This window comes from Cryobacterium sp. Hz9 (assembly GCF_004402825.1).
GTDB classification, from domain to species: Bacteria; Actinomycetota; Actinomycetes; order Actinomycetales; family Microbacteriaceae; genus Cryobacterium; species Cryobacterium gelidum.
The window spans coordinates 52,446-79,302 of sequence record NZ_SOFC01000018.1; the positions used below are offsets into that span (position 1 = coordinate 52,446).

The window sequence follows — 26,857 nt, forward strand, 5'->3', positions numbered from 1 at the left end:
AGACGCGTGAGAGCCCCCATCCCCGCACGGGGATGGGGGCTCGACAGTTCTGGCCTGCGGCCGCGCCTGATTTATGGTTGTGGGTACCGGGCCCGCGCCTGGAGCAGGTATTCAAGGCTGCTGACGATGGTCGTGCGGGCTGCCTGATCGCCCCGCGCGGTGATGAGCGGCACCCAGCTGGATACTCCGCTGGCATCGACGCCACGCTTCAGGTACGTCGTGTAGATGGCGTTGAGTCTGATCGTTCCCGATTCGTAGGAATTCCAGATGGAACTCACCACGTATCCTCCGCCGCGGAGCGATGCTTGGGAGGCCCAGTAGTCCAGATCGCCCTGCGCCGCCGGGCGTCCAAGGAGCGTGGAGTAGAGCACGCCCACATAGGCGTGGTCGTTACCACCCGCCGCCATGTAATATTCCATACTCGAAGTGAAGGTCATTCGAATCTCGTCAACGCTCGTTTGACCCGATCGCATGCGACTGAGCCAGTCGTACCGGCCGTTCTCGTCTGGTTCGCGGCCCAAGACCTCACGGTATGCGGCGTCAATCCGCTGCAAAAAGTACTCGTCACTGTAAAGGATCCCATTTGCCACGGAAACGGTGGGCCAGCCCCGACCGATCAGGTAGCCGTGCCAGGTGCTGACGCCGCCAGCGTCCGGCTCGCGAATCAGGATGTCGTTGTAAAGCGCGCGCACGAGTGACGTTGCGTCTTTGGAATCCAGCCCGGTAAGCGTCGAGCCGAACCACTCTGAATACATGCGCCAGAAATTACGGTTGCCGTACGAGGAGCACGCATCACCCCAGCCATAGAGATTGGCCACGGCAGCAGTGTTCGGCTGGTACGGCGTGTAGTTGTAGAGGTTAGCCGTCGCTTGGTTTTGAATGTTGACGACCGATGACCCACACCCTGCATTCGGATTGAATCCAACGGCGATGTTGCCAATCTTGAACCGACGATCGGGGTAATTCGTGTATTGACGGAACTGCCAGGCCGCCATGTACACCTGGTTGTAAAAGCCGTAGTAGGCCGCATCGCAGCTGCTGGTATCGGGGCAGCCGTAACCCGCCGCTTTGCGGTACGTGCCGGCCGTTGGGGAGGTACTCGTGATCAGCGACGTTTCTTTCTGCAGAAGCACAAGCAGAACTTTCGGGCTTATTCCACAGGCTTGGGAGGCCTTGGCAATAATCGTGCTCGCGCTCTCATTGGCTGCACCAGAGTAGGCGGTGCAGTGCCCTGGTTCTACCGCTGCCCGGTCAAAGGTATCCATGCGGAAGTCCTTCAAGCACGTATATCCGCTCTTGCAGGCCGACAACTTCGAATTCAGGAATTCCTGGATTTGATTTGCATCCAGGGCTGCGGAGTCGTGGAACACCGAATCGCTTACGATTCGGCCGGGATCGAAATCGTTGCCGCTGAGCGCATTTGCCGGAACGACGCTGCCGACGACCATCATAAGAAGAGTAGTTAGGGCGCTCACGGAGATCAATAGCGCGGTGCGGATCGAATGGCGTTGAGTCGGGGAAGTGCTTCGGTCCGTAGGTACTTTCACGCTGTGTTCTCCGTTGCCTGTGGGACTGTTTGTCTAGCCAATAAGACCACACGGAGGTCGGTTTTGCCTACGCGACGGCCGAATTCCATCGATAGACGCTAAATTTATTGAAGGCGGGGAACAAGCTCACCTGCGCGAATACAAGAAAGAGGTCGGTGCTCGTCGTGAATGAACACGTAGTGCATTTCGTTCGGCATGGCGAGGTAGAAAACCCGACGGGTGTGCTTTATGGCCGCCTACCAGGCTTTCACCTGTCTGCTCGCGGTCAAGAAATGGCTGAGCTGGCAGCAAAGACCCTCGTTCCTAATCGGCCTTCTCGCCAGGACGCTGCGATTACCCGCATCGTTAGTTCACCGCTGGAGCGTGCGGTGGAGTCCGCGACACCGATTGCCCGGCGACTTGGACTTACCGTTGAAATCGACGACAGATTGCTGGAAGCCGAGAGCTATCTTGAGGGCGGCCAATTCGAGATGTCACTGTCAATATTGGCCAAGCCAGCAGCATGGCGTTTTCTTGTAAATCCCTTCCGCCCCAGCTGGGGAGAGCCCTTTGCCGCCGTGGCCGCTCGAATAGGAAGCCTGATAGCAGAGATTGATAGGAATTCGAAGGGCGACGTAGTGTTCGTTAGTCATCAATTGCCGATCTGGCTCGCCCACCGTCAAGCAATGGGGCGGAGCCTTGCCCACGACCCGCGAAAACGTCGGTGTGCCCTGTCGAGCATTACAACATTGAAAATTACAGCCACAGGTTACCGCGAAGTGTCTTACCGCCCGCCCGCCGCCGGATTATTAGGTGGGTCTGTCGACGTAGGAGCGGTGTAGAACCAGTCCAAAATTTCCCGGCAGCGTCGACCCGCTCTTCGTGCCGCAGCTGTGTCACGAAAGCTGCCGTACGATGTGTTAATGCCTGAAAGCGATGCGTCCGGCCTTTCCGCCGCAAATGAACCACAGCAACCATCCCTCTCGGCGCGTCTGGCTGCGGTCGAAGCGGAGCGGGACCGGCTCCAGGCGGAGCTGGACGCCCGCGAGAACGAAAGCCTGGCCTCTTGGCTCGAGGTTGTCGGTACGGAGTCCCGGGTGCTCGGGGATATGTACAACACCCTGTCCTGGCGGGTGACCAAGCCCCTGCGTTTCGTCCGAAAAGTTCAGATCAAGGCCGTGGAGCTGGGCCCCAGCCGATTCTCACAGCTGGCCGTGGCCGATCTCAAACGACGGTATCTGGGGCGCCGGCGTTGAGCCCGCGGAATTCTCGCTCGTCTCCCGATCTCAGTGCCGCCCTTCTCGGCCGTCTGACCGCAGTGGCTCCGTACTTCTTCGATGCGCCGGAAGAGATCGATGCTCTCGTGTCTCGGGGAAACGGCCCGCTGCTCGCCCGACTCATCGCTGTCGCACGTGAACGAAGGGGTGACGACCTATTTTGGCTGCTCATCGCCGGAGTGACTGCGGCGTACCCCAATCCGGACCAGCTGCAGATGACGCGGCGAGCGGTGGCTCTGGCCGACGAACGTCACGCCTCTTCCGCGTTCCTCCAGGCGTGCTTCGATGCCGCTGCCCGCTTCGACGACCTCGATAAGGGCATAGCGGTGATTTCCGCCGGCACCGTCATCGATGTCGACTTCTGCGCCAACCACCGGCATAACACCGGGATCCAGCGGGTGGTGCGCCAGACCATGTCGCGCTGGACGCGCAACCGGGACATGACGCTCGTTGCCTGGACCGCCGGGGGCGGTGCCATGCGCACCATGACGCCACTCGAGCGCAGCCGGGTCGTGGAATGGAACACCTACACGGAGCCCGAACCCGACCACTCACCGGTCGACCCGCCGGACTACCAGGTCATCATTCCCTTCAATTCAGAGGTGATCCTGCCCGAGGTGCCGCAGGCTGTGCTCTGTAACGCGCTCGCCGCCCTCGCGCAGTACTCGGGCAACCGGGTGGGACTCATCGGCTACGACACCATTCCGGTGGTGAGCGCCGATAGCCTCGACTCGCTCGAGACCGAACGGTTTGTGCGGTATCTCACCATCCTCAAGTACGCAAAGCGCGTCGTGGGAATCAGCGCCGCCGCCACGGAGGAGTTCGCCGGCTTCGTCGCCGCGCTTCCGGCGCAGGGCTTGTCCGGCCCCACCACGGTGGAAGTCAGCCTGCCCGTGGATTCGCCCGATGGCGACACGGGCCGGGACCAGGTCTCAGCAGATTCGCCGCTCGTGATCTGCATCGGCAGCCAGGAGCCGCGCAAGAACCATCTCGCCGTGTTGTTCGCCTCCGAGGTACTGTGGCGCGAGGGCATCGATTTTCGCCTGCGCTTCATCGGCGGTGGAAGTGTGATCTACACGCGTGACTTCGACAAGCGCGTGCGCCAGCTGCAGCGGGCGGGCCGCCAAGTCGAGGTACTCCGCGGCGTGAACGACGCCGTCCTCCTTGCCTCCTACCGGGAAGCCCGCTTTTCCCTCTTCCCGTCGCTGCACGAGGGGTACGGACTCCCGGTGGCCGAGTCCATCGCGCTGGCCACGCCGGTGCTCACAAGCAACTACGGCAGTACCGCGGAGATCGCGGCCGACGGCGGGTGCCTCGCCGTGGATCCGCGCGACGACGACGCGATCATTGACGCGATGCGCACGCTGCTCACCGACGACGAGGTCCTCGCGGCGCTGCAACGTGAGATCGGCGCCCGCACCGTGCGCAACTGGGACGATTACGCCGATGAGCTGTGGGAACAGCTCATCGAGCCATTGAGAAATGAGCGTCATGTCTGAGCCGGCCCTGGCCCGTCATCCGGGCACCCAGGAAACAGGAGTCAAGAAGCCGGGATCGAGGCGGGCGCTGACCAACCCCCTCGCATCCGAGCAGTCCACGAACGATCGACTGCGCATTCTGCTCCGCGCCCTCGACCCCGACGAGGGGGCCGTTGCGCTGGAATCAGACCTCGTGGCCCGGGTGTCTCACCACTTCCTCGTGCCGAGTGCCGATCGTGTCTGGCTGGCCCTGGCCGTGCTGCGTGCGGAATTCCCCAACCGGGATCGCGTGATCGACACCATCCGTCAGATCCGGCTTGATGGTGCTGAAGCCGCCCTACGGCGTGCCATGCGCTCACCGGTGCGTCGCGGCGTGCTCGCGGCCGGGCACGTGCGTCCGGTGCGGGTGGTCATCAATGCGACCGTGGTCGACGTGCACCACACCGCGCGCACCGGCCTGGCAACGGGAATTCAGCGCGTCGTGCGCAGGACGATCGCGCAATGGGTGCAGTCCCACGAACTCGTGCTCGTGGGCTGGGGTTCGACCTACGGCGGTCTGCGCGAGCTCTCGACCAGTGAACGCGCCAACGCCATCTACGGCAGTCACCCGCAGGCCGACCATCCCCAGTCGGGTGAAGTGACCATCCCGTGGAAATCGACGTACATCCTGCCCGAACTTGCCATCGAGGCGGAACGCACGACGCGCATCTCGGCACTGGCCGAGTTCTCCGGCAACACGACCTATGCCATCGGGTTCGACTGCGTTCCGCTCATGTCTGCGGAGACCACCGCGATCGGGATGGGTGGGGCCTTCGCGAAGAACCTCGCCGCCATCGCCCGGTTCGATCGGGTCGCCACCATCTCCATGGCTGCAGCCATCGAGTACCGCGGCTGGCGACGGATGCTCAGTGGCGCGGGGATGACCGGCCCCGCGATCGAACCCATCCTCCTCGCGGCCGATGCCGGCACGGTCTCAGACGCCGAATTGGCGACGGCACGTGAGGCACTCGTCATCGACGACCTTCCCCTTCTGCTGTGCGTGGGCAGCCACGAACCGCGCAAGAACCACCTCGCGGTGCTGAGCGCCGCAGAGATGCTCTGGCGGGAGGGCCACCAGTTCTGCCTGTCGTTCGTAGGTGGCAATGCGTGGGGCGGGCGGCAGTTCACCGTCCAGCTGAAGCAGATGCAAGAGCTCGGCCGACCGGTGCAGAGCATCTCGGCCATTTCTGACGCGCTTCTCTGGGGCGGCTACCGGCTCGCGCGGGCGACGGTTTTCCCGTCCCTCAATGAGGGATTTGGGCTACCGGTCGCCGAATCGCTCGCGGTCGGCACCCCGGTCGTCACCTCAGATTTTGGGAGCATGAAAGAAATTTGTGAACAGGGAGGAGCGATTCTAGTTGATCCGAGAAACGATGTTGCACTGGCCGACGGCCTCGCGACGGTCATGTTCAATGACAACGTGAATGCCTCCCTCCGTGCTGAAGCGGAACTGCGCGAGAACAAAGGCTGGGACGAGTACGCGTCCGAGCTGTGGGACTACTTCCACATAGACTCGATCGTTGGACAGGCGTCCATGAACCACTCGGAGCACAATGACTAGCAAAGCCCAAGAGCGTGCCGACAGATTGTCGACCCTCCCGTTTCAGACATCGATATCCGCCGGCGGCGGCGTCATGGGGGGGTTTTGGGGTTCGATCAAGGAGGTATTGGCGCACCGCGAGCTTCTCGACCTCCTGATTCGTCGCGAGCTCAAGGCGCGCTACAAGGACAGCAGCCTGGGCTTTCTCTGGAGTTTGATCAAGCCGCTGACGATGCTCCTGATCTACTACGTAGCCATCGGACAGTTTCTCCAGGCAGCGCGCGGCATCCCCGATTTCGCCATCTTCGTGTTCGCCGGTCTTACGATCTGGGGCCTGTATAGCGAGATCGTGTCGTCGGGCACCATGTCGATCATCGGCAACGCCGGACTGATCAAAAAGGTGTACCTGCCGCGGGAGATCTTCCCGCTGGCGGCCGCCGGATCGGCGATTTTCAACTTTGCTATTCAAATGATCGTGCTCGTTGCTGCCACGGTCGTGCTGGGTCAATTCCCCCTGTCGTGGAACCTGCTCTACGTGCCCGTGGCCATCCTGATCGTGTTGATCTACGGAATTGCCTTCGCGATTCTTCTATCGGCGCTCAATGTGTACCTGCGCGACATCCAATACCTCGTCGAAGTTGCCATGTTGTTGTTGTTCTGGGCGTCACCGATCGTCTATGCGTGGTCGTACGTCGTTAATTCTGCGGTGGTGGTCAGTCATTCCTGGATTGCATCTTTGTACTTGCTCAATCCCGTGTCCAGCGCGGTCCTCGCGTTTCAGAAGGGAATGTGGCTGGCCGGCTCGGAAACTCGAACAATCGGGGATGCTGTAATCGCCCCCCAGCCCTGGCCCGCCGACCTTGATCTGCGTTTGCTGATCGTGACCATCGTTGGTTTCATCCTGTTGATCGTGTGCCAGCGCGTTTTCCAGAAGCTTCAAGGCAACTTTGCGCAGGAGATCTAATGCCGCACGTATCCAGCCGACCGAGTATCACCAACGCACCCGTGGTCATCCGTACCAAGGATGTCTCGAAGCGCTTCGTTATCCGCAAGGACAAGTCGCTGAAGGAACGAATCGTGAACTTCGGCCGCTCCAAGCGCCACAAGGAAGACTTCTGGGCGCTGCGCGATGTCGGGTTCGAGATCACCGCCGGGTCGAGCGTGGGTCTGGTCGGAGCCAACGGCTCGGGTAAGAGCACCCTGCTGAAGGTGATCGGCGGCATCATCCAGCCCAATGACGGCAGCGTCGAACGTCGTGGACGTCTCGCCGCTCTCCTCGAATTGGGCGCTGGCTTTCACCCGGACTTGACCGGCCGCGAAAACGTATTCCTGAACGGGTCCATTCTCGGTCTGAGCCAGAAGCAAACGGCCGACTACTTTGATTCCATCGTCGACTTCTCCGAAATTGGAGATTTCATCGACACCCAGGTGAAGTTCTACTCCTCCGGAATGTATGTGCGGCTCGCATTTGCGATTGCCGTGCACGTCGACCCCGACATCCTCCTCGTCGATGAGGTGCTGTCGGTTGGTGACGAGCCATTTCAGGAGAAGTGCATGGCAAAAATTCGGGAGTTTCAGGCCGAAGGTCGCACCATCGTGTTCGTGTCACACTCGGCGGCACAGGTGGAGGACCTCTGCGATCGTGTCGTTGTGCTCTCCCACGGAAAGGTCGTCTTCGACGGTGGCACGCAAGAGGGAATTGCGGCACTGCGAGACTCCTTCGGGCAGTAACGCCAGCAGCGCTGGGAGCTCGATCCACTGATTTCCTAACGCCGCGCTCGGTCGGATGACCAGCCCGCGGGGGCCGGGACGTCTTTTCTCCCATGCTCGGACACCTATTCTCCATCGGATGATGCCGAGCGGGCTTCAGCGCTTCAAATACTGGGGCCCGTTCGCCAGCCGGAGTGCCTTGCCTGCGCTGACGTACTGCCCGCAGGTTTGGTGGCCAGCGTACTGAACAGAACAACCGTGACGACGGACCTGATGGTGAGACCGCAGTCGGCGACGCCGTTAGGGTATGCCGTGAGTCAGCTCGGCGGCGTCTCGTGCCTGGCCAGCGGCGATGGCGCCGCACAGAGTTCTGTGAGTGTTCAGGTGCTGCCCGAGGCAAGCACCCAGTGGGCGACGTACGCGGAAAGGACTGCGGAAGTCGTATCAGGGGCTGCGTCGACCTACGGCGAGGCTTCGCACGTTTCCTGCTCAGGTCGTGGTGCGGAATCAGCCTGCTGGGTGAACATTCTCGTCGTCGAGAGCTGGATCGAAGTCATCGCGCGGGGAATAGATGTGAATCCGAGTCTGAGCAATGATGCGGTAGGCGAACATGTGGCCCCGCTGATCGCTGACATTGTCAGCACGGTACGGAACGCTCCAGCCCCCGACGAGTTGTGGGTTGCGCCGGCTTCGACCGTCGTACTGCCCGCTGACTGTTCGATTTACGCCACCGCAGACGAATTTCGGTCCGAGTTCGGCACGGCTGAGGAAATTTTAATCAGCGATGGCAGCGACGGCGACGGGTGGGGCATCGACAATGCCGCCTGGACGATTGTCGGGGTTGACCGATGCATGTGGGTTCCCGAGAGCACGGGTCAGACGTGGCCGCTTTACATCACCGCGCTGCCGGGCGGGGTGTGGGCTTATGACCGATCTTCTGTCTTCATGATGGCTGATGACACAGTCCAGGCCGTATCCGTTGTCGGTGCCGATCGGGCCACGTTCGGGTGCCATGTATATTCCGGGTTCTGCACTCTGGATACCGTCATCGCTTGGCAATTGGGTTCAGCTCAGTGCTGAGCAAACTCTGATTGGAACCGCGGATGATGTGCAGGCGCTGCTTATCGGCATCGTTGAACGCGCAGTCCCACGCTTCTCCGCATAGCCGGTGGAAGGGTAGATGTGGTCGCTCAGAGGACCACGCTGGCCAGCAGGAACGCGCTCGACGTGCGATTGCAGGCATAAGCGCGGGCCGGAAGCCAGCTGACACTGCGGTGCTACGGCGCGTCGGGGTGTGGCTTGTGCGGCAGGGCGCTGCGCCAGCTCAGGCCTTGCGCGGCCTTGACCGAACAGATCACGAGCAGCAGCCAGCCGAACTCGAACAGAATGGTGCTCTCGGCCGCGCTGGTCACGAGCAGGGTCACGAGTATGAGCGGCGCCCAGACGTAGACCAGCGAGCGCTTGTTCGAAGCGAGCAGCCAGGAGCGCACGAAGGCTAAGCCCACGAGCGCGAGAAAGGCGAGAAAGCCGATCAGCCCCGCCTGAAAGTACACGTCGAGGTAGGCATTGAGGCCGGTGGTGTGCAGGCGCCCGGTGGTGAATTCAAGCCAGCCATAGGGGGTGACGTCCTGCGGCCAGAATCCGGCCCAGCCCCAGCCCTCGAGCGGATGCAGCTCCACCAGCCGCCACATTTCGCTCCAGAGCGAGTACCGAACCTCGAACTCGCTGCCGGCGTTGAGCGCTCCGATGATGGGCATGCGACCGAGCCAGGCCGCGCCTGCTGCGATGAGAGCCGCGCTGAGGAGGCCGAGCTGCAGCATCCATCGGCCGTCGACGGGGGTGCGGCGCAAACGATAGAGGGCGAGCGCGGCGACGGTGACGCAGATAGCGACGACGACGATGACCGGGGAGCGGGTGAGCACCAGGCAGATGCCGGCCAGCCACATCGAGCCGACGCCGAGGCCGCGCGGAATGGACCGGGCCCGCAACTCGACGTAGAAGGTGACGATGGCGATGAGGGCGATCAGTCCGAGGACGTTGCGCGAGCCGAAGACGCCCTGAATGGGGCCAAGCTGGTCGATGTTGCCGATGACACCGAGAAAGGCGATGGGCAGGTCGAGCAGCAGCCCCGCCAGCACCTCCAGCACGATGGAGAGCCCGAGCAGCACCCGCAGCACATCGCCGGTGGCGCGCACCACCTGAAAGGTGTCGCGCACGAGGGCCACGTAGATGGCGAGGAACCCGACGGTGATCTGGTACCCGACGCCGATGATGGTCTCGGAGACGTAGCCGCTCCACACGCCGGAAAGCGCGCACCAGGCCACGAACACGATGATGGAGATGGGGAGCAGGCCGTGCCACTCCACGATCGGGCGGCGGGCGATGAGCGAGAGCACGGCCAGCACGACGAGGCCGCCGAGAATGCCGATGAGACCGGGCCAGCCCATGACGCTGCGCAGCAGGTGGGTGCTGAAGGTGGTCGCCAGGATGGCGAGCGTGAGCGCGGCCGCGAATTTCGGCGACGCCAGCACGCGCCGCAGGGCATCGGGCAGGGTGGGCATCCTCTAATTTACCGCCCCGGGCCTACGGCATCGGCCGGGGCGCGTGCTGCTGGCGCTTGGTGACGACGGCCAGCACGACGAGAATCACCCAGCCGCTCTCGATCAGCAGGCGACTCTCAGCGATGCTCTGCGCGATCAGCGCGGTGAGCAGCAGCAGCGGAAGCAGGGCCGACACGGCGAACGGTTCGGTGTCGTGCACGCCGAGACGGGGCCTGTCTACGGCGAGAAACCAGGCCCGCCACAGGGTCGAGCCGACCAGCGCGGCGAACACGACCACTCCGACGATGCCGAGCTGCAACCAGACGTCGAGCCAGGCGTTGTGTGCCTGCAGGTAGGTGACGCCCTTGCGCACGGCGAGGTCGTTGAACGGTTCGACCCATGGCACCCAATAGCTCACCCAGCCCCAGCCGAACACCGGGCGTTCGAGGGCGAGGCGGATGACGCTGGACCAAATATCGAAGCGGCCGGTGAGGTCGTCGCTGCGGCCGAGTAGCCCGAACAGCTGCGACGAGAACAGCGCGAGGGCTGCTCCCACCGCCAGAACGGATGCCGCCGCCACGACATACAACGGCCGCCGGTGCTGATCGTGCACCCGTCTGGCCCAGAGCGCGAAGATCAGGGCGGCGACGACCGCGACGAGCGACACGGTGACCGTGGCGGAGCGGGTGAGCAGCAGCATTCCCACGGCCAGCGCCAGCCAGACCACACCGGCGTTGCGCTTGACGCTGTGGGCGCACAGCTGCACGGTGAAGACGATGATGGCGAGCAGGGCCACGAATCCGAGCAGGTTGCGGTTCGCGACGATGCCTTCGATGGGCCCGCCGGTCAGCATCAGATCCCGGGACCAGTAGAACGCGTTCGGCACGTCGCTCGTGCCGTAGTCGACGAAGAACGGCAGCACGGCGTGCTGAATGACGACGGCCACGAACAGCTCGAACACGAGCGAGAGGGCCAGCACCCAGCGTAGGGCCCCGGCCAGGGAGCGCAGCAGTTCCGGCCAGGTGAGGGTGACGGCCAGGAACAGGGCGGCGAGGGTGGTGATGAGCTGCAGGGTGATTCCGAGAGCGGATGCCCCCGGGTAAAACGACCATGCAATCGACAGGGTGGCCAGCAGCAGGAACGCGGTGACGGTCTTGGGAAACTTGCGCCAGTTGAGGGCGGAGGGCTGGGCTGCGGTATCCGTCCGGGCGCGGGCGATCCGATCGGAGGGGGTGCTGTCTAAAGCGACGGAGGCTAGAGGCGTGAAGCGTGCCGCCACCGATGCCCCGGCGACTGCGTTCACGCCTGCGGCGGCCCGGGCTGCGCTGTCGCGAGCCCTGGTGCGCTGGGTGCTGAGACCGATCACGCTGCCGACGACCACGAGTACGGCGACGGCGCCGAAACCCCACCAGCCGCCGAGGTTCCGCCAGAACTGGCCGGCCAGAACGCTGAACCAGACGAAGGTCGCGAAGAGTCGAATGACGAGGCGACTCTGCACGGCGGACATGGCTTCAGATTACCGGTGTTGTTCGCGCCGGTTTCGCGGGAGTGAGCAATTGGTTTGTCGCACCGTTGCTGCGGGAAGGGTGCAGGCTGGTCGGCGTGGACCTCGGCCAGGTGGGCGAGGCGGCACAGGGTCTCCGTGTTGCGGTAGGAGATCGCGCCCTGAACATGGTGTGGCGCGGCGCGCGCCGACGACCCCGGTGGGGTAGCGCCAGACGTGTGCGAGCACCGTGAAAACCTGCTCCGCGGTGCAGGCGAATGCTCGGTCGTTCACAGCCATGGCGGTCTTCTCAGCGGTAACTTGCGGCGGGTTAGGGAATGGCGGGGCTCAGGTCGGGCGGGTCCTTGATGTTGTACTCGTGGCGGAGGGCGCTCAGGGCAGCGCGATAGCCGCACATCCCATGGACGCCAGGGCCGGGTGCGGTCGACGACGAGCAGAGGTAGACCCCGGCGAGCGGGGTGCGCCACGGGTCGCCCGACAACACAGGACGGCGCACAAGCTGCACCAGGCTGATCGCTCCGGCCGCGATATCGCCGCCGATATGGTTGGGATTGTGGTTCTGCATCTGCGCGGCGCTCTGGCCGACCGAGGCGAGAATCGTGTCGCGAAATCCCGGGGCGAATCGTTCGATCTGCCGGGTGATCTGCTCGGTCTGGTCGTGGGTGGAGCCGGCCGGCACGTGCGTGTAGGCCCAGAGCACGTGCTGGCCGGCCGGAGCGCGGGTGGGATCGAGGATGCTCGGCTGCGCGGCAAGCACGTAGGGGGAGTCGGAATGCCGGCCGTGGGCGACCGCGTTTTCGGCGCGCGCCTGGTCGGCGCGCGTGCCGCCCACATGCAGGGTGGGCGCTTGCCGCAGGTCGGTGGCCGCCCACGGCACCGGGTCGGAGAGCGCGAAGTCCACCTTGGCAACCGCGTTGCCGTAGCGAAACCGGCTGAGGGTCCGGGCGTAGCGTGCGGGCAAAGCGCCATCGGCGAGGTCGACGAGGGCGCGCGGCGTCAGGTCGAGCAGCACGATGCGCGCCGGCGGCAACTGCGTCAGGCTTGTAATGGTGGTACTCGTGACGATCTCGCCGCCGTGCGCGAGCAGGTCCTCGGCGAGGGCCGCCGTGATTGCGCCGCTTCCGCCGATCGGAATCGGCCAGCCCCCGGCATGCGCGTGCACAGCGAGGGTGAGTCCGGCGCCGGCGGTTGAGGGGCTCGGCAGCCGTCCGATCGCGTGTGCGAACGTTCCGGTCAGCAACGCCGGCGCGGTCTCGCCGCTAAAACGCCAATTCCAGGCCGGGCTGCCCTGCTCGAAGGTGCGCAGCCCGAACCGGGCCAGCATGAGCGGATGCCGCGGCACGTGCAGCAATGCATCCCCGGTCAGATCGGCGATGGCCTTGACGTTCTCGACGAGGGGCTGGAGCAGTCGCAGCCAGGCCGGGCCGTCGCGGCCGAGGCCGGCCGCGGTGCGCTCGATATCGTGCCAGGCCACGCCGGCGCGCCCGCCGGGCAGTGGATGCCCATAGGAGATCTCCGGAACTCGCAGGTCGATGCGGTCGGCGAGGCCGAATCGCTGGAAGAATTCGGAGGCGAGCGCGAGCGGGTGCACGGCGGAACCGACGTCGTGGTGAAACCCGGGCAGGGTGAGTTCGGCGGTGGCGCCGCCGCCGCCGATGGCAGGGTTGCGCTCGTACACGCGCACGGCGAGCCCGGCGCGGGCGAGGGTGACAGCGGCCGCGAGGCCGTTCGGGCCCGATCCTACGACGATGGCGTCGAAGTTCTGGTCGGTCGTCACGCTGCGACCGGGTCGCGCTGATGAGCTCTCATTCCGATACCGTATCCCGGGCCCACTCCTGCGGGTGGATTCGGGGCTGCTGGCATCCGCTCAAACGAAGGCGGCCTGGCCGGTGATGGTGCGGCCCACGATGAGGGTGTTCATCTCCTGCGTGCCCTCATAGGAGTAGATGGCCTCGGCGTCGGCGAAGTGCCGGGCCACGTTGTACTCGAGGGTGACTCCGTTGCCGCCGAACAGCTCGCGGCACCACGCCACGCTCTCCCGCATGCGACTGGTCGTGTAGGCCTTGGTCAGCGCGGAGTGCTCGTCGCGCTGAACGCCTTCGTCGTGCAGCTGCGACACCCGCACGACCATGCCGAGGCTCGCGGTGATGTTGCCGAGGCTCTTGACCAGCAGATCCTGCACGAGCTGGTGACCGCCGATGGCCTTGCCGAACTGTTGGCGGGACGCCGCGTAGGCCACGGCCGCGTCGTAGGCGCCGATAGCATTGCCGACGGCCGCCCACGACACCTCGGCGCGCGTTGCCCGGAGCACCTTGGCGGTGTCCTTGAACGAATTGGCGTTCTGCAGGCGCAGGCTTTCAGGAACGACCACGTTGGTCAGGGTGATATCGGCGTTCTGCACGGCGCGCAGGCTGATCTTGCCCTCGATCTTGGTGGCTGAGTAGCCGGCGGTGTCGGTGGGAACGATGAAGCCCTTCACCTGGTTGTCGGCGGTGTCCTTGGCCCAGATGATGGTCACGTCGCTGAAGGTGGCGTTGCCGATCCATCGCTTGGCACCGTTCAGGGTCCAGCGCTCGCCGCTGCGGGTGGCAGTGGTGCGGAGTCCCTGCGCGGCGTCGGAGCCGGAGAGCGGCTCGGTCAGGCCGAACGCTCCCACAATCTCGCCAGAGGCGAGGCGCGGAATCCATTCGGCGCGTTGCTCGGCCGAGCCAGTGGCCGCGAGCGACCCGGCCGACAGGCCGTTCTGCACGCCGACAAACGTGGCGACGGATGCGTCCACTCGCGCAAGCTCCAGTGCCAGGAATCCGCGGAACACCGCCGAATTCTCGAACTGCCTGGTTTCGTCCCAGCCGAAGGAGTACACGCCGAGCTCCGCGAGCGGCTTGATGATCTGGGTGGGAAATTCGGCGCGGTCCCAGTATCCGTTCGCGATGGGCCGCACCTCTTTTTCGAGATAGGCGCGCACCCGGACAATGGCCGCCTGCTCGGGCGCGGTGAGCAGGTTTTCATAGCCGAAGAAGTCGCTGCCGAGTAGCTCAAAGGTCATGGATGCTCCGTTGCAAAAAGGGCGGCCGACACGCGACCGAGACTGGCCGCTAGCCTAGGGTTCGCGGCTGGGCGCCTCAACTTGGTTGGTAGTTTGGTCTAAACAGCGCAAGAAGGAGCCAACCATGTTTGTGGGCATCACCAATACCCCGCGCAATTACGCCTGGGGATCCACGCACGCCATCGCCGACCTGCTCGGCCAGGCGCCGTCCGGTGAACCCGAGGCCGAGCTGTGGCTCGGGGCCCACGCCGGTTCGCCATCGGTGATCGAGGATGCAGCGCTCGTCGGCGGGGCCGCGAATCTCGTCGAGTGGATCAAAGCTTCGCCCGCGGTGGCGCTCGGCGCCGACAGTGCGGCCCCGCGCCTGCCCTTCCTGCTGAAGATCCTGGCCGCCGGCCGCCCGTTGTCGCTGCAGGCCCACCCGACGAGCGAGCAGGCCCGCGCCGGATTCGAGCTGGAAAACGACGCCGGAATTGCCGTCGACGCCGGCAACCGCAATTACCGCGACCCGTTCCACAAGCCCGAGCTCATCTTTGCGCTCAGTGATACCTTCGAAGCGCTGTGTGGATTTCGCCCGCTCGCCGAGGTGCGCGGAATCATCGCCGAGCTGCGCCTGCTCGACCTCGCAACCGAGAACCCTCAGGCCGCCGCCATCGACTCGCTCGAGAACCATCTCGCTCAGGGGCTGCGCGGCACCGTCGACTGGCTGCTGCGCGACGGCCGCGGCGGCGACTCGGGCGAGGTGAAATGGTTGGTCGAACGGGTCGTCGAACTCGCCGAGCACGCCGAGTTCCTGGCCAGCGGGGGAGCCGTTATCGGGTACGCGCGCGAACTGGCCACGGTGCGGTTGCTCGCCACCGAGTATCCCGGCGACCCGGGAATCGTACTCGCCCTGCTGCTGAACCGGGTCTCCCTGCGACGCGGTGAGGTCATCTACCTGCCACCCGGCAACATCCACGCGTATTTGTCGGGGCTCGGCGTTGAGCTCATGGCCGCCTCCGACAACGTGCTGCGCGGCGGACTGACGCCCAAGCACATCGACATCGAAGAGCTGCTCGCAGTGCTCGATTTCACGCCGGTGTCGGCACCGTACCTCGCACCGGTCGTGGACGCGCCCGGGGTCTCGCGGTATCGCCCCGGCGTGCCCGACTTCGAGCTCGTGCACATTGCAGCGGATGCCGACGCAGTGACTGCGACGCCCGTTCCGATGCGACAGATCACCCTGACCGGTCCGGCCATCGCCATCTGCACGGCGGGCGGGTTCCTGGTGGCCGGGGGCCTGTCGTCGCGGCCGCTCAAACGTGGGCAGTCCGTGTACATCACTCCCGAAGAGGGCACCCTGACTTTCGCAGGAACCGGCGAGGTGTTTCTGGCGACCACGGGCCGGTGACGCTCGCGTCGCCCGGCTCGGCGGCAGGCTTCGCAGAACCTCACCAGCCTCCACGCCTAGCCTCCAGTCGGAGATGATGCGGGAAGGCATCCTGAGCCGATGGGAACCAGAAACAATGCCACGCACCGGTGCACTGTCAGGCAGGCGCTCCCTGGACTGGGTCAAACGCGGTCTGATGAGTACGCGGGCGCTTCAGGTGGCCAAGATTTCTATCGCCGTGGCGATCGCCTGGTCGCTCGCTCCGCTCATGCCCGGTACCGCCAAGGATTTTCCGTACTACGCTCCGCTGGGCGCGCTGCTGAGCATGCACCCCACGCTGATGCGATCGCTCCGCAGCGGCGTCCAGATCCTGGCCGGGGTCCTCATCGGCATCGTTCTGGCCGGGATCGTGCTCATCGTGAGCGAACCCACGGTGTGGACCCTCTCGTTCGCTGTGGGCCTGGGCACCCTGATCGGTGGTATGAAATGGATGGGAGTGGGCGGCGAGTACGTGCCCATCACCGCTCTGTTCGTGCTGATCATCGGCGGTCCAGACGCCGACGGCTATTCGATTGGCTACGCAACCCAAATCTGTCTCGGAATCGTCGTGGGACTAGCCGTCAATCTGCTGATCGTGCCGCCCCTCGCTATTCGTCCCGCGCGTGAACGACTGTCGGGATTTCGGAAAAATCTGGCGACGCACGTCACCGAGATAGGCGAAGCCTTGGTGGAGCGTTGGCCGCCGGCGCACGATGAATGGGCCACGCAGGGCGAGGCGCTCAATGCGGCGGCGCGTCGAGTACGAACGGCCGTGCAGACGGCGGATGAGAGTCGCAAGGGCAACCCGCGCGCGTGGTTCAATCGGGCAAACCTGGATGCGGACTACGACGCCCTCCTCGCGCTGGAAAACGTCACGTTCCACATCCGAAACCTCACCGAGGTGCTGGCTGGCATGGTGTGGGGCAAGCCGATCCCGCTCGAGTTGCCGCACGAGCTGCGTCCCATTCTCAGTGCAGCCCTCCACGCGGTTGCCGAAGCGATCAGCGTCGGCGTCGACGACCCACGCCAACCCCAGTTCCTCGATCAGGCCGGCGTGGCGGTGGAGTCGGTCCTGCGCGCGATGCAGCAGGAAATAGATGTGGGGGCGGGGTCTTTGAGCCCCACGGCCGCTATCGTGATCGACCTCCAACGAATTCTGATGGCCCTTCGACCGGGAACCGAACAGGGCTCCGCGCCAGCACCAAGACGGAACAGATAAGGCGCGCATGGCGGTTGCGCGATGCCACTACCCTGAATTGTCGGTACTAGAGCGGTGCCGCGCGAACGAGTGGGGCATGATGGCGTGGTTGGTAACCGGCGGAGCGGGGTACATCGGCTCTCACGTGGTGCGAGCGTTTCAAGCGGAAGGACTCGACGTGGTCGTGCTCGACAACCTGTCGAGCGGTCACGAGTCCTTCGTTCCCACCAGTGTGCCCTTCGTGCGCGGCGACGTGCTCGACGGCGACCTGCTGCTGCACACCTTCCACGAACACCACGTGCATGGAGTCGTGCACGTGGCCGGCTTCAAGTACGCCGGCGTTTCGGTGCAGCGTCCGCTGCACACCTACGAACAAAACGTCACCGCCACGGCCACGCTGCTCGCTGCAATGAGCGCGGCCGCAATCGATCGCATCGTGTTCTCATCGAGCGCCGCTGTCTACGGCACCCCGCATACCGACCTGGTGACCGAGGCGACCGCGAAGAGCCCCGAATCGCCCTACGGCGAATCCAAACTGATCGGCGAATGGCTGTTGCGTGATCAGGCCATCGCAACCGGGCTGCGGCACACCTCTCTGCGCTATTTCAACGTCGTCGGCTCTGGCGACCTCACCCTGAGTGACACCAGCCCGCACAACCTCTTCCCCCTGGTCTTCGCCGCATTGATCGAGGGGCGCACCCCGCGCATCAACGGCGACGACTATGCCACACCCGACGGCACCTGCGTGCGCGACTACATTCACGTGGCTGATCTTGCGCTCTCGCACGTCGCCGCGGCCCGACGCCTCGACGCCGGCGACGGTATCGAGGCGGTCTACAACCTCGGGAGCGGCGAGGGCGTCTCGGTCGGCGAGATCATGGCGACCGTGCGCCGGGTCACCGGTATCGACTTCACTCCTCAGATCGGTTCGCGCCGCGCCGGGGACCCCGATCGCATCGTGGCCTCGGGCGCGCTCGCGGCTCGCGACCTGCGCTGGAGCATGCGCCACACCCTCGAGCAGATGGTGCAGAGCGCCTGGGACTCATCGCGCGCCGCCGCCCTCTGAGGGCGACGACACGCCGTTGACGGCGCCGATCGTGCTACGTTCGCAACGTTGCCGCGCAGGTCGGGTACCGCCCGCATGCCCGACTTCGACACCTTGGGCGCGTCGCAACCCTCCAGCCTGTATTGAGGGTTTAAGATCTGCGACTTGACGTTAGCGAATTACACCGGTGTAATTAGGCACAGCACTATTCGGTGCGGAGTGAGCGCGGGGAGACGATGTGGCCATGCTCGACTATCGTTCCGGAGTACCAGAAGACTGGTTCGTTGACCCCGTCGCCCTCGGTGTTCCGGGCGTACGACAAGATCTCGGCGACGAGAACCTTCTAGCCTGGCAGGCCGACTCGCTGTGCGCGCAGACCGATCCCGAGGCCTTCTTTCCCGAGAAGGGCGGCTCCACCCGCGACGCCAAGAAGATTTGCTCCGGCTGCGAGGTGCGCGGCGAGTGCCTCGAATACGCGCTCAGTAACGACGAACGATTCGGCATCTGGGGCGGCCTCTCCGAGCGCGAACGCCGCAAACTGCGCAAGCGCGCGTAGCCGTTCATTCCGCTGGCATCCGCTGGCTCGTGCGGCCCAATATTTGAGGCGCGCCCTCTCGGTTCAGTGCCCCCCAGCCGTTCCGTCCTAGGCTGGAGCTGTTATGCAACCGAGAGTCACCGCCATCCTTGTCGCCCGAAACGGCGCGAAACACCTTGAGCGAACTCTCAAGGCGTTGTCGCTGCAGACTCGCAAACCCGATCGGGTCATCACCGTGGACTGCGGTTCGAGCGATGCGACCGCGCAGATGCTCGCCGGATTCGAGCCGACACAGTTCATTGCCGCCGACGCCGATCTGAACTTCGGGCAGGCGATATCCGCCGCTCTCCGCGTGTCGACGCCGCCCACGCATGACCGCGAGCTGCTCTGGCTGCTCGCCCAGGACAGCGCGCCGGAGTCGAGCGCCCTCGAGGTGCTCGTCGATGCGCTCGAGATCGCCCCCTCGGTGGCTGTCGCCGGGCCGAAGGTCATGGAATGGATCGCCAGCGAATACATCCACAACTTTGGCGAGTCGATGACGCCGCTCGGCACTACCGTCGCCCTGGTCGAAAGTGAACTGGACCAGGGCCAGCACGACGGCCTGAGCGACGTGCTCGCCGTCAGCGCCGGCGGCATGCTCGTGCGCCACACCGTCTGGGAGCAGTTGGGCGGGTTCGACCCGGCCCTGCCGACGGTTGACGATTCGCTCGACTTCTGCGTGCGCGTGCGCCTGGCCGGCTATCGCGTCGCGGTCGTTCCGGCCGCCCGCGTCGCGTCGGCTGGTGACGGCGTTGCCGGGCCCAACCAGTCATCGCGGGGGCGCCTGCGCCGGCGCCGGATGCGGGCCGAACGCTCCGCACAACTACACCGGCGCCTGGTCTACGCGCCGGTCGGTGCCCTGGTCGTGCACTGGCTGTCTCTGCTGCCGCTCGCCTTCATACGCTCGATCGGTCAACTGCTGCGCAAGGAACCCGGCGCGGTCGTGGGCGAATTCGCGGCGGCGTTCGGTGCTGCCTTCAACGGAATGCGCGTCGGTAACGCCCGTCGCTCCTTCGCCCAGACCCGCACGCTCGGCTGGGACGCCATCTCTACCCTGCGGGTTCCGTCGGCTGAAGTGCGCCGGCGGCACTCGCTCAAGCGAGAGGCGAGCCTGTTCGGCCTGCACGGCGAACGCCCGGAAATTCGATTCTTCGCTGGCGGCGGGGCCTGGACCATGCTCGCCGCGGCGGTCGTGGGCATGGTCATGATGCTGCCGCTGCTGGGCGCAGACACCCTGACCGGCGGCGGACTGCTGCCGCTCTCGCCGACCCTGCCCGAATTGTGGGCGAGCGTCGGCTACGGCTGGCGTGATCTCGGGCTCGGCTTCGTCGGCGCGGCCGACCCGTTCGCCGCGGTCGTCGCTGTGCTCGGCTCGATTGCGTTCTGGTCGCCGTCGTTCGCGCTCGTGCTGGTCTACGCGCTCGCCTTTCCACTCGCCGCCGTCGGCGCGTGGATGGCCGCGACTCGCTTGACCGACCGCGGCAGCCTGCGCGCCCTGGCCGCCACCCTCTGGGTGCTGGCCCCGACCTTTCTGATCGCCTTGGCCGACGGTCGCCCGGCCGCGATTCTGGTGCATCTGCTATTGCCGTGGCTGTTCTTCGCCTGGTTCGCGGCGGCGCGCACCTGGTCGGCGTCGGCCACGGCCGCCCTGCTGTTCGCGGCGGTCCTCGCCTGCGCGCCCTCACTCGCCCCGGCCCTGCTCGTGGTCTGGGCCCTCAGCGTGGCCCTCGCCACCCGGAGGGCGATGCGCTTCATCGGCATACCGCTGCCGGCGCTCGCGCTGGCGATTCCGATTATCGCCGACCAGGGCCTGCGCGGCACCTGGCTCAACCTCGTTGCCGACCCTGGCCTGCCCGTGCCGAGCGGGCACGCTCCCACCCTGCAACTGCTGTTCGGGCTGCCGGGTACCGACGGGTGGGTCGATGTGCTCGACCGGTTCGCCGTTGTCGGCCTCGATCCGCAGACGTTGGTGCCCATTCTGCTTGCGCCGCTGGCCGTGCTCGCCCTCCTGGCGCTGCTGCTGCCCGGCGCGCGCCTCGCGAGCGGAGCCTGGCTGGTGGCCCTGCTCGGATTCGGCACCGCCCTCGCCGCCAACCAGCTCGTACTCACCGCGATCGGCGCCGAACCGGTGCGCGTCTGGTCGGGGTCCGGGCTCAGCCTGTACTGGCTCGGGCTGGTCGGCGCCCTGGTGATCGGCCTCCGCTCCCTGCACCGGTTCGCTCTGGCGCCCGGCGTGGTCGCCGCTCTCACCCTGGCCGTGGTGGTGCTGCCGCTCGTCGCCTCGCTGCACCTCGGAACCGCCGCCGTCCAGGAGGGAACCGGGCAGACTCAACCGGCCTTCGTTGCTGCCGAAGCCCGGATCGACCCTCGGATCAGCACGCTGCAGCTCACTCCGCAAGCCGACGGCGGCCTGCTCGCCACCATCGAACGCGGCGCCGGCGCCATCCTGAACCAGCAATCCACCCTCAGCAGCACCGACCAGACGCTCAGTGCTCGCGAGAAAGCGCTCGCGGAAATCGCCGGCAACCTTGCCTCCCGCAGCGGACTCGACACCAGCGCGGATCTGGCCGAGTTCGGCATCCGCTTTATCGTGTTGCAGCCGGCCGGCGACAACGTTGACGCTGCCGCCACGGCACTGCGCACCGAAACCGCCCTCGACGGTAACGCCGCACTGGCCCCGGTCGGCGACACCGAGTTCGGCCGCCTGTGGCAATTCGGCGAAACGGATGCCGCAGCCTCGACCCCCATCCCGGCTAACGCGGGCGGCGCCTTCGGCCTCGTGACCCTCCTGATTGCCCTCACCGTGGTAGGCAGCGCGGTGCTGCTGTCCCTGCCGATCGGTGCCGGCCGCGAAGCCGTGCGCCAAGCCAATCGCGATGCCATTCGCCGGGCAGCCCGGGCCGATGCCAAGCAGAAGTCGAGGCGCGGGCGCCGGGCGAAGGACGGGGCATCGGCGTCTGACCTTGACAGCGGCCTGGACGCGCCACTCGGCACCGACCTGGAAGCCGACCTCGCGATAGACCGGAAAATTGGTGTCGGTACCGGGTTGGAGTCCGACGACGCTGTCTCTGATTCGACAGAGAGTGCGGCCGAGCCGACGACCGCGAAGGAACACAATGCCCGATAGAAGCCGAATCGCCCGCATCGGCGGGCGCGCTGGTCGCGGCGTGCTCGGCCTCACCGGCATCGCCGTCGTCGTTGTCACGCTTGGGATTGCCACCCTGGTGACGCTGCCGACCGTGGAGCGCGAACCGCGCTCGAGCGAGATCGCGCCGTCGCCGAGCGAGCAGCAGCGGGTGTGCCCTGGACCGTTGTTGACGCTCGCCGAAGACTCGACACAGGCGCAGGCGGCGTCGAGTGTGGGGGCGGCATCCGCCGTGTATGGCGCCGTTGCGGGGGACTCCCTGGCGCAGATTCGCCCGGAGGTGACCGAGATCACCGCGGTCGACGATTCAAACAGTCGGCAGCCGCCGCTGCTCCTGACCGTTCCCGTGCAAAACGGCGCCACGGTGCCGCCGCTCGTGGCCGGCAGCCAGTCGCAGGTCGCCGCCACGGACACTCTCGGCGGTCTCGCCGTCGCCACCTGCGCCGAAGCGGCCAGCGACGCCTGGATCGTTGGCGGTTCCACCGACATTGGACGCACCAGCCTGCTGCTGCTGAGCAACCCGAGCACCGTGCTCGCCACCGTCGACGTGACCGTCTCCGGCGAGAGCGGACTCGTCGATGCGCCCGGTGCCACCGGCATTCTGGTGCAGCCGGGAGAGCAGCGGATCATTTCGCTCGCCGGCCTCGCCCCGAATGTGAAGTCGCCCGTTCTGCGGGTTCAATCGCGCGGCGGGCAGGTGGTTGCCGCACTGGAGCAGAGCAGTATCCGGGGTATCGAACCGGGCGGTGTCGAGATCATCGGCACCACCGCGACCCCCGCCACCAATCAGATCATTGCCGGCGTGCGCGTTATGACGGCCGTCACCGAGGAGACTGTGACGACGGGGGAAGGCTTCAACGCCGACACCCCGTCGATTCGGGTGTTCGTGCCGGGCGCTGTCGCGGCGACCGTACAGATCGGTGTGACGAGCGCCGATGGAACCACGGGGGGAACGTCTACCCAGGTGGAAGTCGAACCCGGGATCGCCACCGAGATTCCGTTGTCACCGCTGGCCGTTGGCAGTTACTCGGTACGGCTGAGCTCCGACGAGCCGATCGTCGCGGCCGCACGCACCGCTACCGACAGCGCCGGCAAAAAGGACTTCGGCTGGTTCTCCGCCTCGGCGCCGCTGACCGGTGACTTCGCCGTCGCGGTGGCCGAGGGACCGTCGCCGACCCTGCACCTCGTCAACGGCGCGGCAGCGGATGCCTCGCTCACCCTCACGCCCGACGGTGGCACCCCGGTAGACCTGCGGGTCGACGCCGGGGCCAGCGTCACGGTGCCGGTGGCGAGCGGAGTCCGCTACGTCGTGAGCGGCGGGGAACAGCTCTTCGCGCTCGTGGACTATTCCGGCGACGGCGCGCTCTCCTCGTTCGCTCTGAACCCGCCCGGTCCGCTCGCCTCGGGCATCCGCGTCTACACGCACTAGTTCCTGCGAGCCCGGGCCAAACGTCTGGCCGGAGCGCGGTATCCGTTTTCGGGTGTCCCGGCGGCGGGCTGGCGCGGGAGCGCCGGTTTCGATGGCACACTGATTGTTCCACTTGTAACCTGCTGGGAGCCGCTTGTGACGATTGACTCGACTGCCGACCGCCTCGTTGACCCGACCGCTCGCGCGGAGATCGCCGTGATCGGCGGCTCGGGACTCTACGAACTCATCGACCCGTCGGGTGCGGTGACGCACGAGGTGAAGACGCCGTACGGAACGGCTTCGGTCACGATCGGCCTGCGCGCCGGTCGTCGCGTCGCGTTTCTGCCGCGACACGGCGGCGGACACAGCGTGGCGCCGCACCTGATCAACTACCGGGCCAACATCTGGGCGCTCGCCTCGATCGGCGTGCGCGCGATCATCTCCTCGTCGGCCGTCGGTGGAGTCACTCCGGAGTACACGCCGGGGCTGCTCGTGGTCACCGACCAGTTCATCGACCGCACGGCTGGCCGCACCGACACGTTCTACGATCAGCAGTCGGTGCAGCATCTCTCCGCCGCCGACCCGTTCGATCCGTTGTTGCGCGGCTACGCCATCAGTGCCCTCACCACCCTCGGCGAGACATTCGCACCGACCGGAACGGTTGTCGTCATCCAGGGTCCGCGGTTCTCCACCCGGGCGGAGTCGATCTGGTTCCGGTCGATCGGCGCGCATATCGTCAACATGACCGCGTACCCCGAGATAGTGCTTGCCGGCGAGCTCAATATGGGCACGGTCAACCTCTCGTTCGTGACCGACGCCGACGCCGGGCTGGCGCCCGTGCTCGAGGTTGACGGGGGTGCCTCGACCAGCGAAACGGATGCTGTGACCGCGTCGGCCGTGTTCCGTCGCCTCCGCGAGGCCCAGCCTCGCATCCTGGCCGCGATCGACGGCATCTTGCGCGCTTTGCCGACCGACTTCACTCCGCGCGCACTCATCGATCCGGCCCAGGTCGACGTCGTCCTGGCGCGTGCCGTGCACTCCGGCTCGGGGGATCGGTCGTGAGGGCCGGCGAACACCTGCTCGTCACCGGCGGCGCCGGCTTCATCGGATCGGCGGTCGTCGACGCTGCGCTCGCCCGTGGTTACACGGTGCGCGTGCTCGACTCGTTGCGCGCCGACGTGCACGGTCCCGCGCCGCAGTCCGCGACCCAGAGCAACGCGCCAGCGGGTCTGGACCGGCGGGTGGAATTCGTACACGGGGACGTGACCGACCCGGCCGTCGCCGCCCGCGCCCTCGTCGACATCGACGTGGTGTGCCATCAAGCCGCCAAGGTCGGTCTCGGAGTCGACTTCGCTGACGCCCCCGACTATGTGCACAGCAACGAGGTTGGTACCGCGGTGCTGCTGGCCGCGATGGCCGAGCGGGGCATCCGTCGTCTGGTTGTGGCGTCATCCATGGTCGTCTACGGTGAGGGCAGCTACCGCGGCCCGAACGGATCCACCCGGCCGGGACCGCGCCTGGCGAACGACCTCGACGCCGGACGCTTCGACCCGCTCGACCCGGCGACCGGGCTGCCGCTCGAGCCCATGCTGGTGAGCGAAACCGATCCGCTCGACCCACGCAACGTCTACGCGAGCAGCAAGCTCGGCCAGGAGTACCTCGCCACGGCCTGGGCTCGCTCCACCGGTGGGCGCGTCGCCGCCCTGCGGTACCACAACGTCTATGGTCCGGGCATGCCGCAGAACACGCCGTACGCGGGAGTCGCCTCCCTGTTTCGCTCGGCGATCGAGCGCGGTGAGGCTCCGCGGGTCTACGAGGACGGCCGGCAGCGCCGTGACTTCGTGCACGTGCGGGATGTGGCCGCGGCCAACATCGCCGCGTTGGACTTCACCGCGCCGGAACACGTCCGGCCGGCAGCGCCCGCCGATTCCGGAATATTTCGCCCGTTCAACGTCGGCAGCGGAATCGTGCACACCATCGGAGACATGGCCTCCGCCCTGGCCGCTGCGTCGGGCGGCTTGGCTCCGGTCGTGACCGGACAGTACCGGCTCGGCGACGTGCGTCACATCACCGCGTCCTCCGAGCGCTTGCGTCAGGAACTCGGCTGGTCGGCCACGGTCTCCTTCGAGGACGGCATGCGGGAGTTTGCCACGGCCCCCCTGCGAGCCGCCGTGCGCCCCTGACCGGTCACGCGCAGCAGTTCGAGCGCTGCCATTTCGTGCCCTGTCAACCAAGCGGATGCTGCGGCAGCAGCAGCTCGAACCGGCATCCGTTGTGCACATTGGTCACCGTCACCTGCCCGGCATGAGCCCGCACGATTCCCTCGACGATCGCGAGCCCCAACCCGGCGCCGCCGCTGCGACCGGTGCCGGTGCCCCAGGCGGACGCTGTGCGCGGCTCGCTCGCCCGCCAGCCGGCCTCGAACACCCGGGGGAGGTCCTGCTCGGGAATTCCGCCGGCCGCGTCGACGACCGAGATCACCGCCCGCCCGTCGACGTGCCGGGTGGCCGACACGACGATGGCGCTCCCGGCCGGGGAATGCTGAATGGCGTTCATGACCAGGTTCCCCACCGCGCGAGCGAGCTCGCGGGCATCCGCTTGCAGGCTGAGCCCGCGTTCACCCTCGAAGCGCAGATCGAGCGATTTCGCGAGGGCGACCGGCGCGAGATCGGCGATCGTGTCGCTGATCAGGTCGTACAGGGCGACCCGTTCGAAGGTGAGTTGCAGCGCTCCCGAGTGGATCTTGGACAGCTCAAACAGGTCATCGACCATGCCGCTGAGCCGGTCGACCTGCCCCCGAATCTGCACGTAATACCGTTCGGGGTCGGGCGCCATGCCATCTTCGAGGGCCTCGGCCATGGCCCGAATGCCGGCGAGGGGCGTGCGCAGGTCATGGGAGATCCAGGCCACAATTTCACGTCGCGACGTTTCGATGCGCTTTTCCCGCTCGCGGGATTCGGTCAGCCGGTCGGCCGTTGCGGCCAGTTCTCCGGCCAGCGAGGCGAATTCCGTGCTCGTATGCCGATCCGGGGATGTCACCGATTCCCCCCGACCGATGCTCACCGCCGCGGCCCGAAAATATTGGTTGTCACGCACGAGCGAGCGCCCCAAAACGGCGGCCATGACGAGTGAAACGATTCCGGCGACCACGACAACCGAGTAGAACACGGTCAGGTCGTGCGTCGACAGATACATCAGCGAGGCGACCGCTGCGGTTCCGCTGACCACCGACGCGACGGTCGCAAACGCGACGACGATGAGTTGCGTCACGAGCGATCCGCGCGAGAGCAGGCGCAGCGCCAGCAGCCCGAACGCGCCCACGACGAGCGCGCAGGCCAGGGCAATGCCGGCGACGGCTGCAAACGTTGGCGCGGTCACTGCGCCTGCAAGGGGGTGATGAGAATTTCCGCCCCCTGGTC

General features: G+C 66.0%; 20 protein-coding genes and 1 pseudogene. 15 read left to right on the top strand and 6 right to left on the bottom strand.

The annotated features are described in order from the left end of the window. Positions 1 to 71: 71 nt before the first annotated feature. The gene (locus E3N85_RS09185; protein WP_134462470.1) at positions 72 to 1,451 is read right to left on the bottom strand and encodes a DUF4214 domain-containing protein; all 1,380 of its coding nucleotides are present in this window, start codon (positions 1,449 to 1,451) and stop codon (positions 72 to 74) included. Positions 1,452 to 1,702: 251 nt separating this feature from the next. Here E3N85_RS09185 and E3N85_RS09190 point away from each other — a divergent pair, with 251 nt between their 5' ends. The 7 genes and pseudogenes from E3N85_RS09190 to E3N85_RS09220 all read left to right on the top strand — a co-directional run bounded on the left by E3N85_RS09190 (position 1,703) and on the right by E3N85_RS09220 (position 8,650). Further along, positions 1,703 to 2,368: a histidine phosphatase family protein gene (locus E3N85_RS09190; protein WP_166783914.1), complete on the top strand. Its 666-nt coding sequence runs from the start codon at positions 1,703 to 1,705 to the stop codon at positions 2,366 to 2,368. An 81-nt stretch (positions 2,369 to 2,449) separates the two neighbouring features. After that, positions 2,450 to 2,782, top strand: a complete 333-nt coding sequence (locus E3N85_RS09195; RefSeq protein WP_134462476.1) for a hypothetical protein — start codon at positions 2,450 to 2,452, stop codon at positions 2,780 to 2,782. Next, positions 2,779 to 4,302, top strand: coding sequence for a glycosyltransferase (locus E3N85_RS09200; RefSeq protein WP_134462479.1), 1,524 nt, complete (start codon positions 2,779 to 2,781; stop codon positions 4,300 to 4,302). The genes E3N85_RS09195 and E3N85_RS09200 overlap by 4 nt, the downstream gene beginning before the upstream one ends. Continuing rightward, positions 4,295 to 5,881: a glycosyltransferase gene (locus E3N85_RS09205; RefSeq protein WP_166783915.1), complete on the top strand. Its 1,587-nt coding sequence runs from the start codon at positions 4,295 to 4,297 to the stop codon at positions 5,879 to 5,881. Before E3N85_RS09200 ends, E3N85_RS09205 begins: the two co-directional genes overlap by 8 nt. Then, positions 5,874 to 6,824 carry an ABC transporter permease gene (locus E3N85_RS09210; protein WP_134462484.1) on the top strand — a complete coding sequence of 317 codons (951 nt, stop codon included), beginning with the start codon at positions 5,874 to 5,876 and terminating at the stop codon, positions 6,822 to 6,824. Before E3N85_RS09205 ends, E3N85_RS09210 begins: the two co-directional genes overlap by 8 nt. Continuing rightward, positions 6,824 to 7,576 (top strand): annotated as a pseudogene (locus E3N85_RS09215) (ABC transporter ATP-binding protein); the annotation flags it as partial. The gene E3N85_RS09210 and the pseudogene E3N85_RS09215, both read left to right, overlap by 1 nt. Positions 7,577 to 7,828: 252 nt before the next feature. After that, positions 7,829 to 8,650, top strand: coding sequence for a hypothetical protein (locus E3N85_RS09220; protein ID WP_134462489.1), 822 nt, complete (start codon positions 7,829 to 7,831; stop codon positions 8,648 to 8,650). A gap of 197 nt (positions 8,651 to 8,847) precedes the next feature. Here E3N85_RS09220 and E3N85_RS09225 read toward each other — a convergent pair whose 3' ends face one another. From E3N85_RS09225 to E3N85_RS09240, 4 genes are all read right to left on the bottom strand, one after another. After that, positions 8,848 to 10,131 (bottom strand): O-antigen ligase, encoded by a 1,284-nt coding sequence (locus tag E3N85_RS09225; RefSeq protein ID WP_134462492.1) that lies wholly within the window; start codon positions 10,129 to 10,131, stop codon positions 8,848 to 8,850. A gap of 22 nt (positions 10,132 to 10,153) precedes the next feature. Further along, the gene (locus tag E3N85_RS09230; RefSeq protein ID WP_134462495.1) at positions 10,154 to 11,617 is read right to left on the bottom strand and encodes an O-antigen ligase; all 1,464 of its coding nucleotides are present in this window, start codon (positions 11,615 to 11,617) and stop codon (positions 10,154 to 10,156) included. Positions 11,618 to 11,924: 307 nt separating this feature from the next. Further along, positions 11,925 to 13,391: an NAD(P)/FAD-dependent oxidoreductase gene (locus tag E3N85_RS09235; protein ID WP_134462498.1), complete on the bottom strand. Its 1,467-nt coding sequence runs from the start codon at positions 13,389 to 13,391 to the stop codon at positions 11,925 to 11,927. 90 nt (positions 13,392 to 13,481) lie between these two features. Further along, positions 13,482 to 14,660, bottom strand: a complete 1,179-nt coding sequence (locus E3N85_RS09240; protein ID WP_134462501.1) for an acyl-CoA dehydrogenase family protein — start codon at positions 14,658 to 14,660, stop codon at positions 13,482 to 13,484. A gap of 124 nt (positions 14,661 to 14,784) precedes the next feature. Here E3N85_RS09240 and manA point away from each other — a divergent pair, with 124 nt between their 5' ends. The 8 genes from manA to E3N85_RS09280 all read left to right on the top strand — a co-directional run bounded on the left by manA (position 14,785) and on the right by E3N85_RS09280 (position 25,621). After that, positions 14,785 to 16,050 carry a mannose-6-phosphate isomerase, class I gene (gene manA / locus E3N85_RS09245; protein ID WP_134462504.1) on the top strand — a complete coding sequence of 422 codons (1,266 nt, stop codon included), beginning with the start codon at positions 14,785 to 14,787 and terminating at the stop codon, positions 16,048 to 16,050. A 196-nt stretch (positions 16,051 to 16,246) separates the two neighbouring features. Next, positions 16,247 to 17,287, top strand: coding sequence for an aromatic acid exporter family protein (locus E3N85_RS09250; RefSeq protein ID WP_166783916.1), 1,041 nt, complete (start codon positions 16,247 to 16,249; stop codon positions 17,285 to 17,287). A 79-nt stretch (positions 17,288 to 17,366) separates the two neighbouring features. Further along, on the top strand, positions 17,367 to 18,332 hold the full coding sequence (galE, locus tag E3N85_RS09255; RefSeq protein ID WP_134462556.1) for a UDP-glucose 4-epimerase GalE: 966 nt from the start codon (positions 17,367 to 17,369) through the stop codon (positions 18,330 to 18,332). Between the two features lie 223 nt (positions 18,333 to 18,555). Next, positions 18,556 to 18,867 carry a WhiB family transcriptional regulator gene (locus E3N85_RS09260; protein WP_134462510.1) on the top strand — a complete coding sequence of 104 codons (312 nt, stop codon included), beginning with the start codon at positions 18,556 to 18,558 and terminating at the stop codon, positions 18,865 to 18,867. Between the two features lie 103 nt (positions 18,868 to 18,970). Further along, positions 18,971 to 22,012: a glycosyltransferase gene (locus E3N85_RS09265; RefSeq protein ID WP_134462513.1), complete on the top strand. Its 3,042-nt coding sequence runs from the start codon at positions 18,971 to 18,973 to the stop codon at positions 22,010 to 22,012. Beyond that, positions 22,002 to 23,459, top strand: coding sequence for a DUF5719 family protein (locus E3N85_RS09270; protein ID WP_134462516.1), 1,458 nt, complete (start codon positions 22,002 to 22,004; stop codon positions 23,457 to 23,459). The genes E3N85_RS09265 and E3N85_RS09270 overlap by 11 nt, the downstream gene beginning before the upstream one ends. Positions 23,460 to 23,594: 135 nt before the next feature. Further along, entirely contained in the window at positions 23,595 to 24,500 is a 906-nt protein-coding gene (locus tag E3N85_RS09275; RefSeq protein ID WP_241978407.1) for an MTAP family purine nucleoside phosphorylase, read from the top strand. After that, on the top strand, positions 24,497 to 25,621 hold the full coding sequence (locus tag E3N85_RS09280) for an NAD(P)-dependent oxidoreductase (protein ID WP_198412086.1): 1,125 nt from the start codon (positions 24,497 to 24,499) through the stop codon (positions 25,619 to 25,621). Before E3N85_RS09275 ends, E3N85_RS09280 begins: the two co-directional genes overlap by 4 nt. A gap of 43 nt (positions 25,622 to 25,664) precedes the next feature. On the opposite strand, the gene E3N85_RS09285 is transcribed toward E3N85_RS09280, so the two are convergent. Further along, entirely contained in the window at positions 25,665 to 26,816 is a 1,152-nt protein-coding gene (locus E3N85_RS09285) for a sensor histidine kinase KdpD (RefSeq protein WP_174722476.1), read from the bottom strand. Positions 26,817 to 26,857 lie beyond the last annotated feature (41 nt).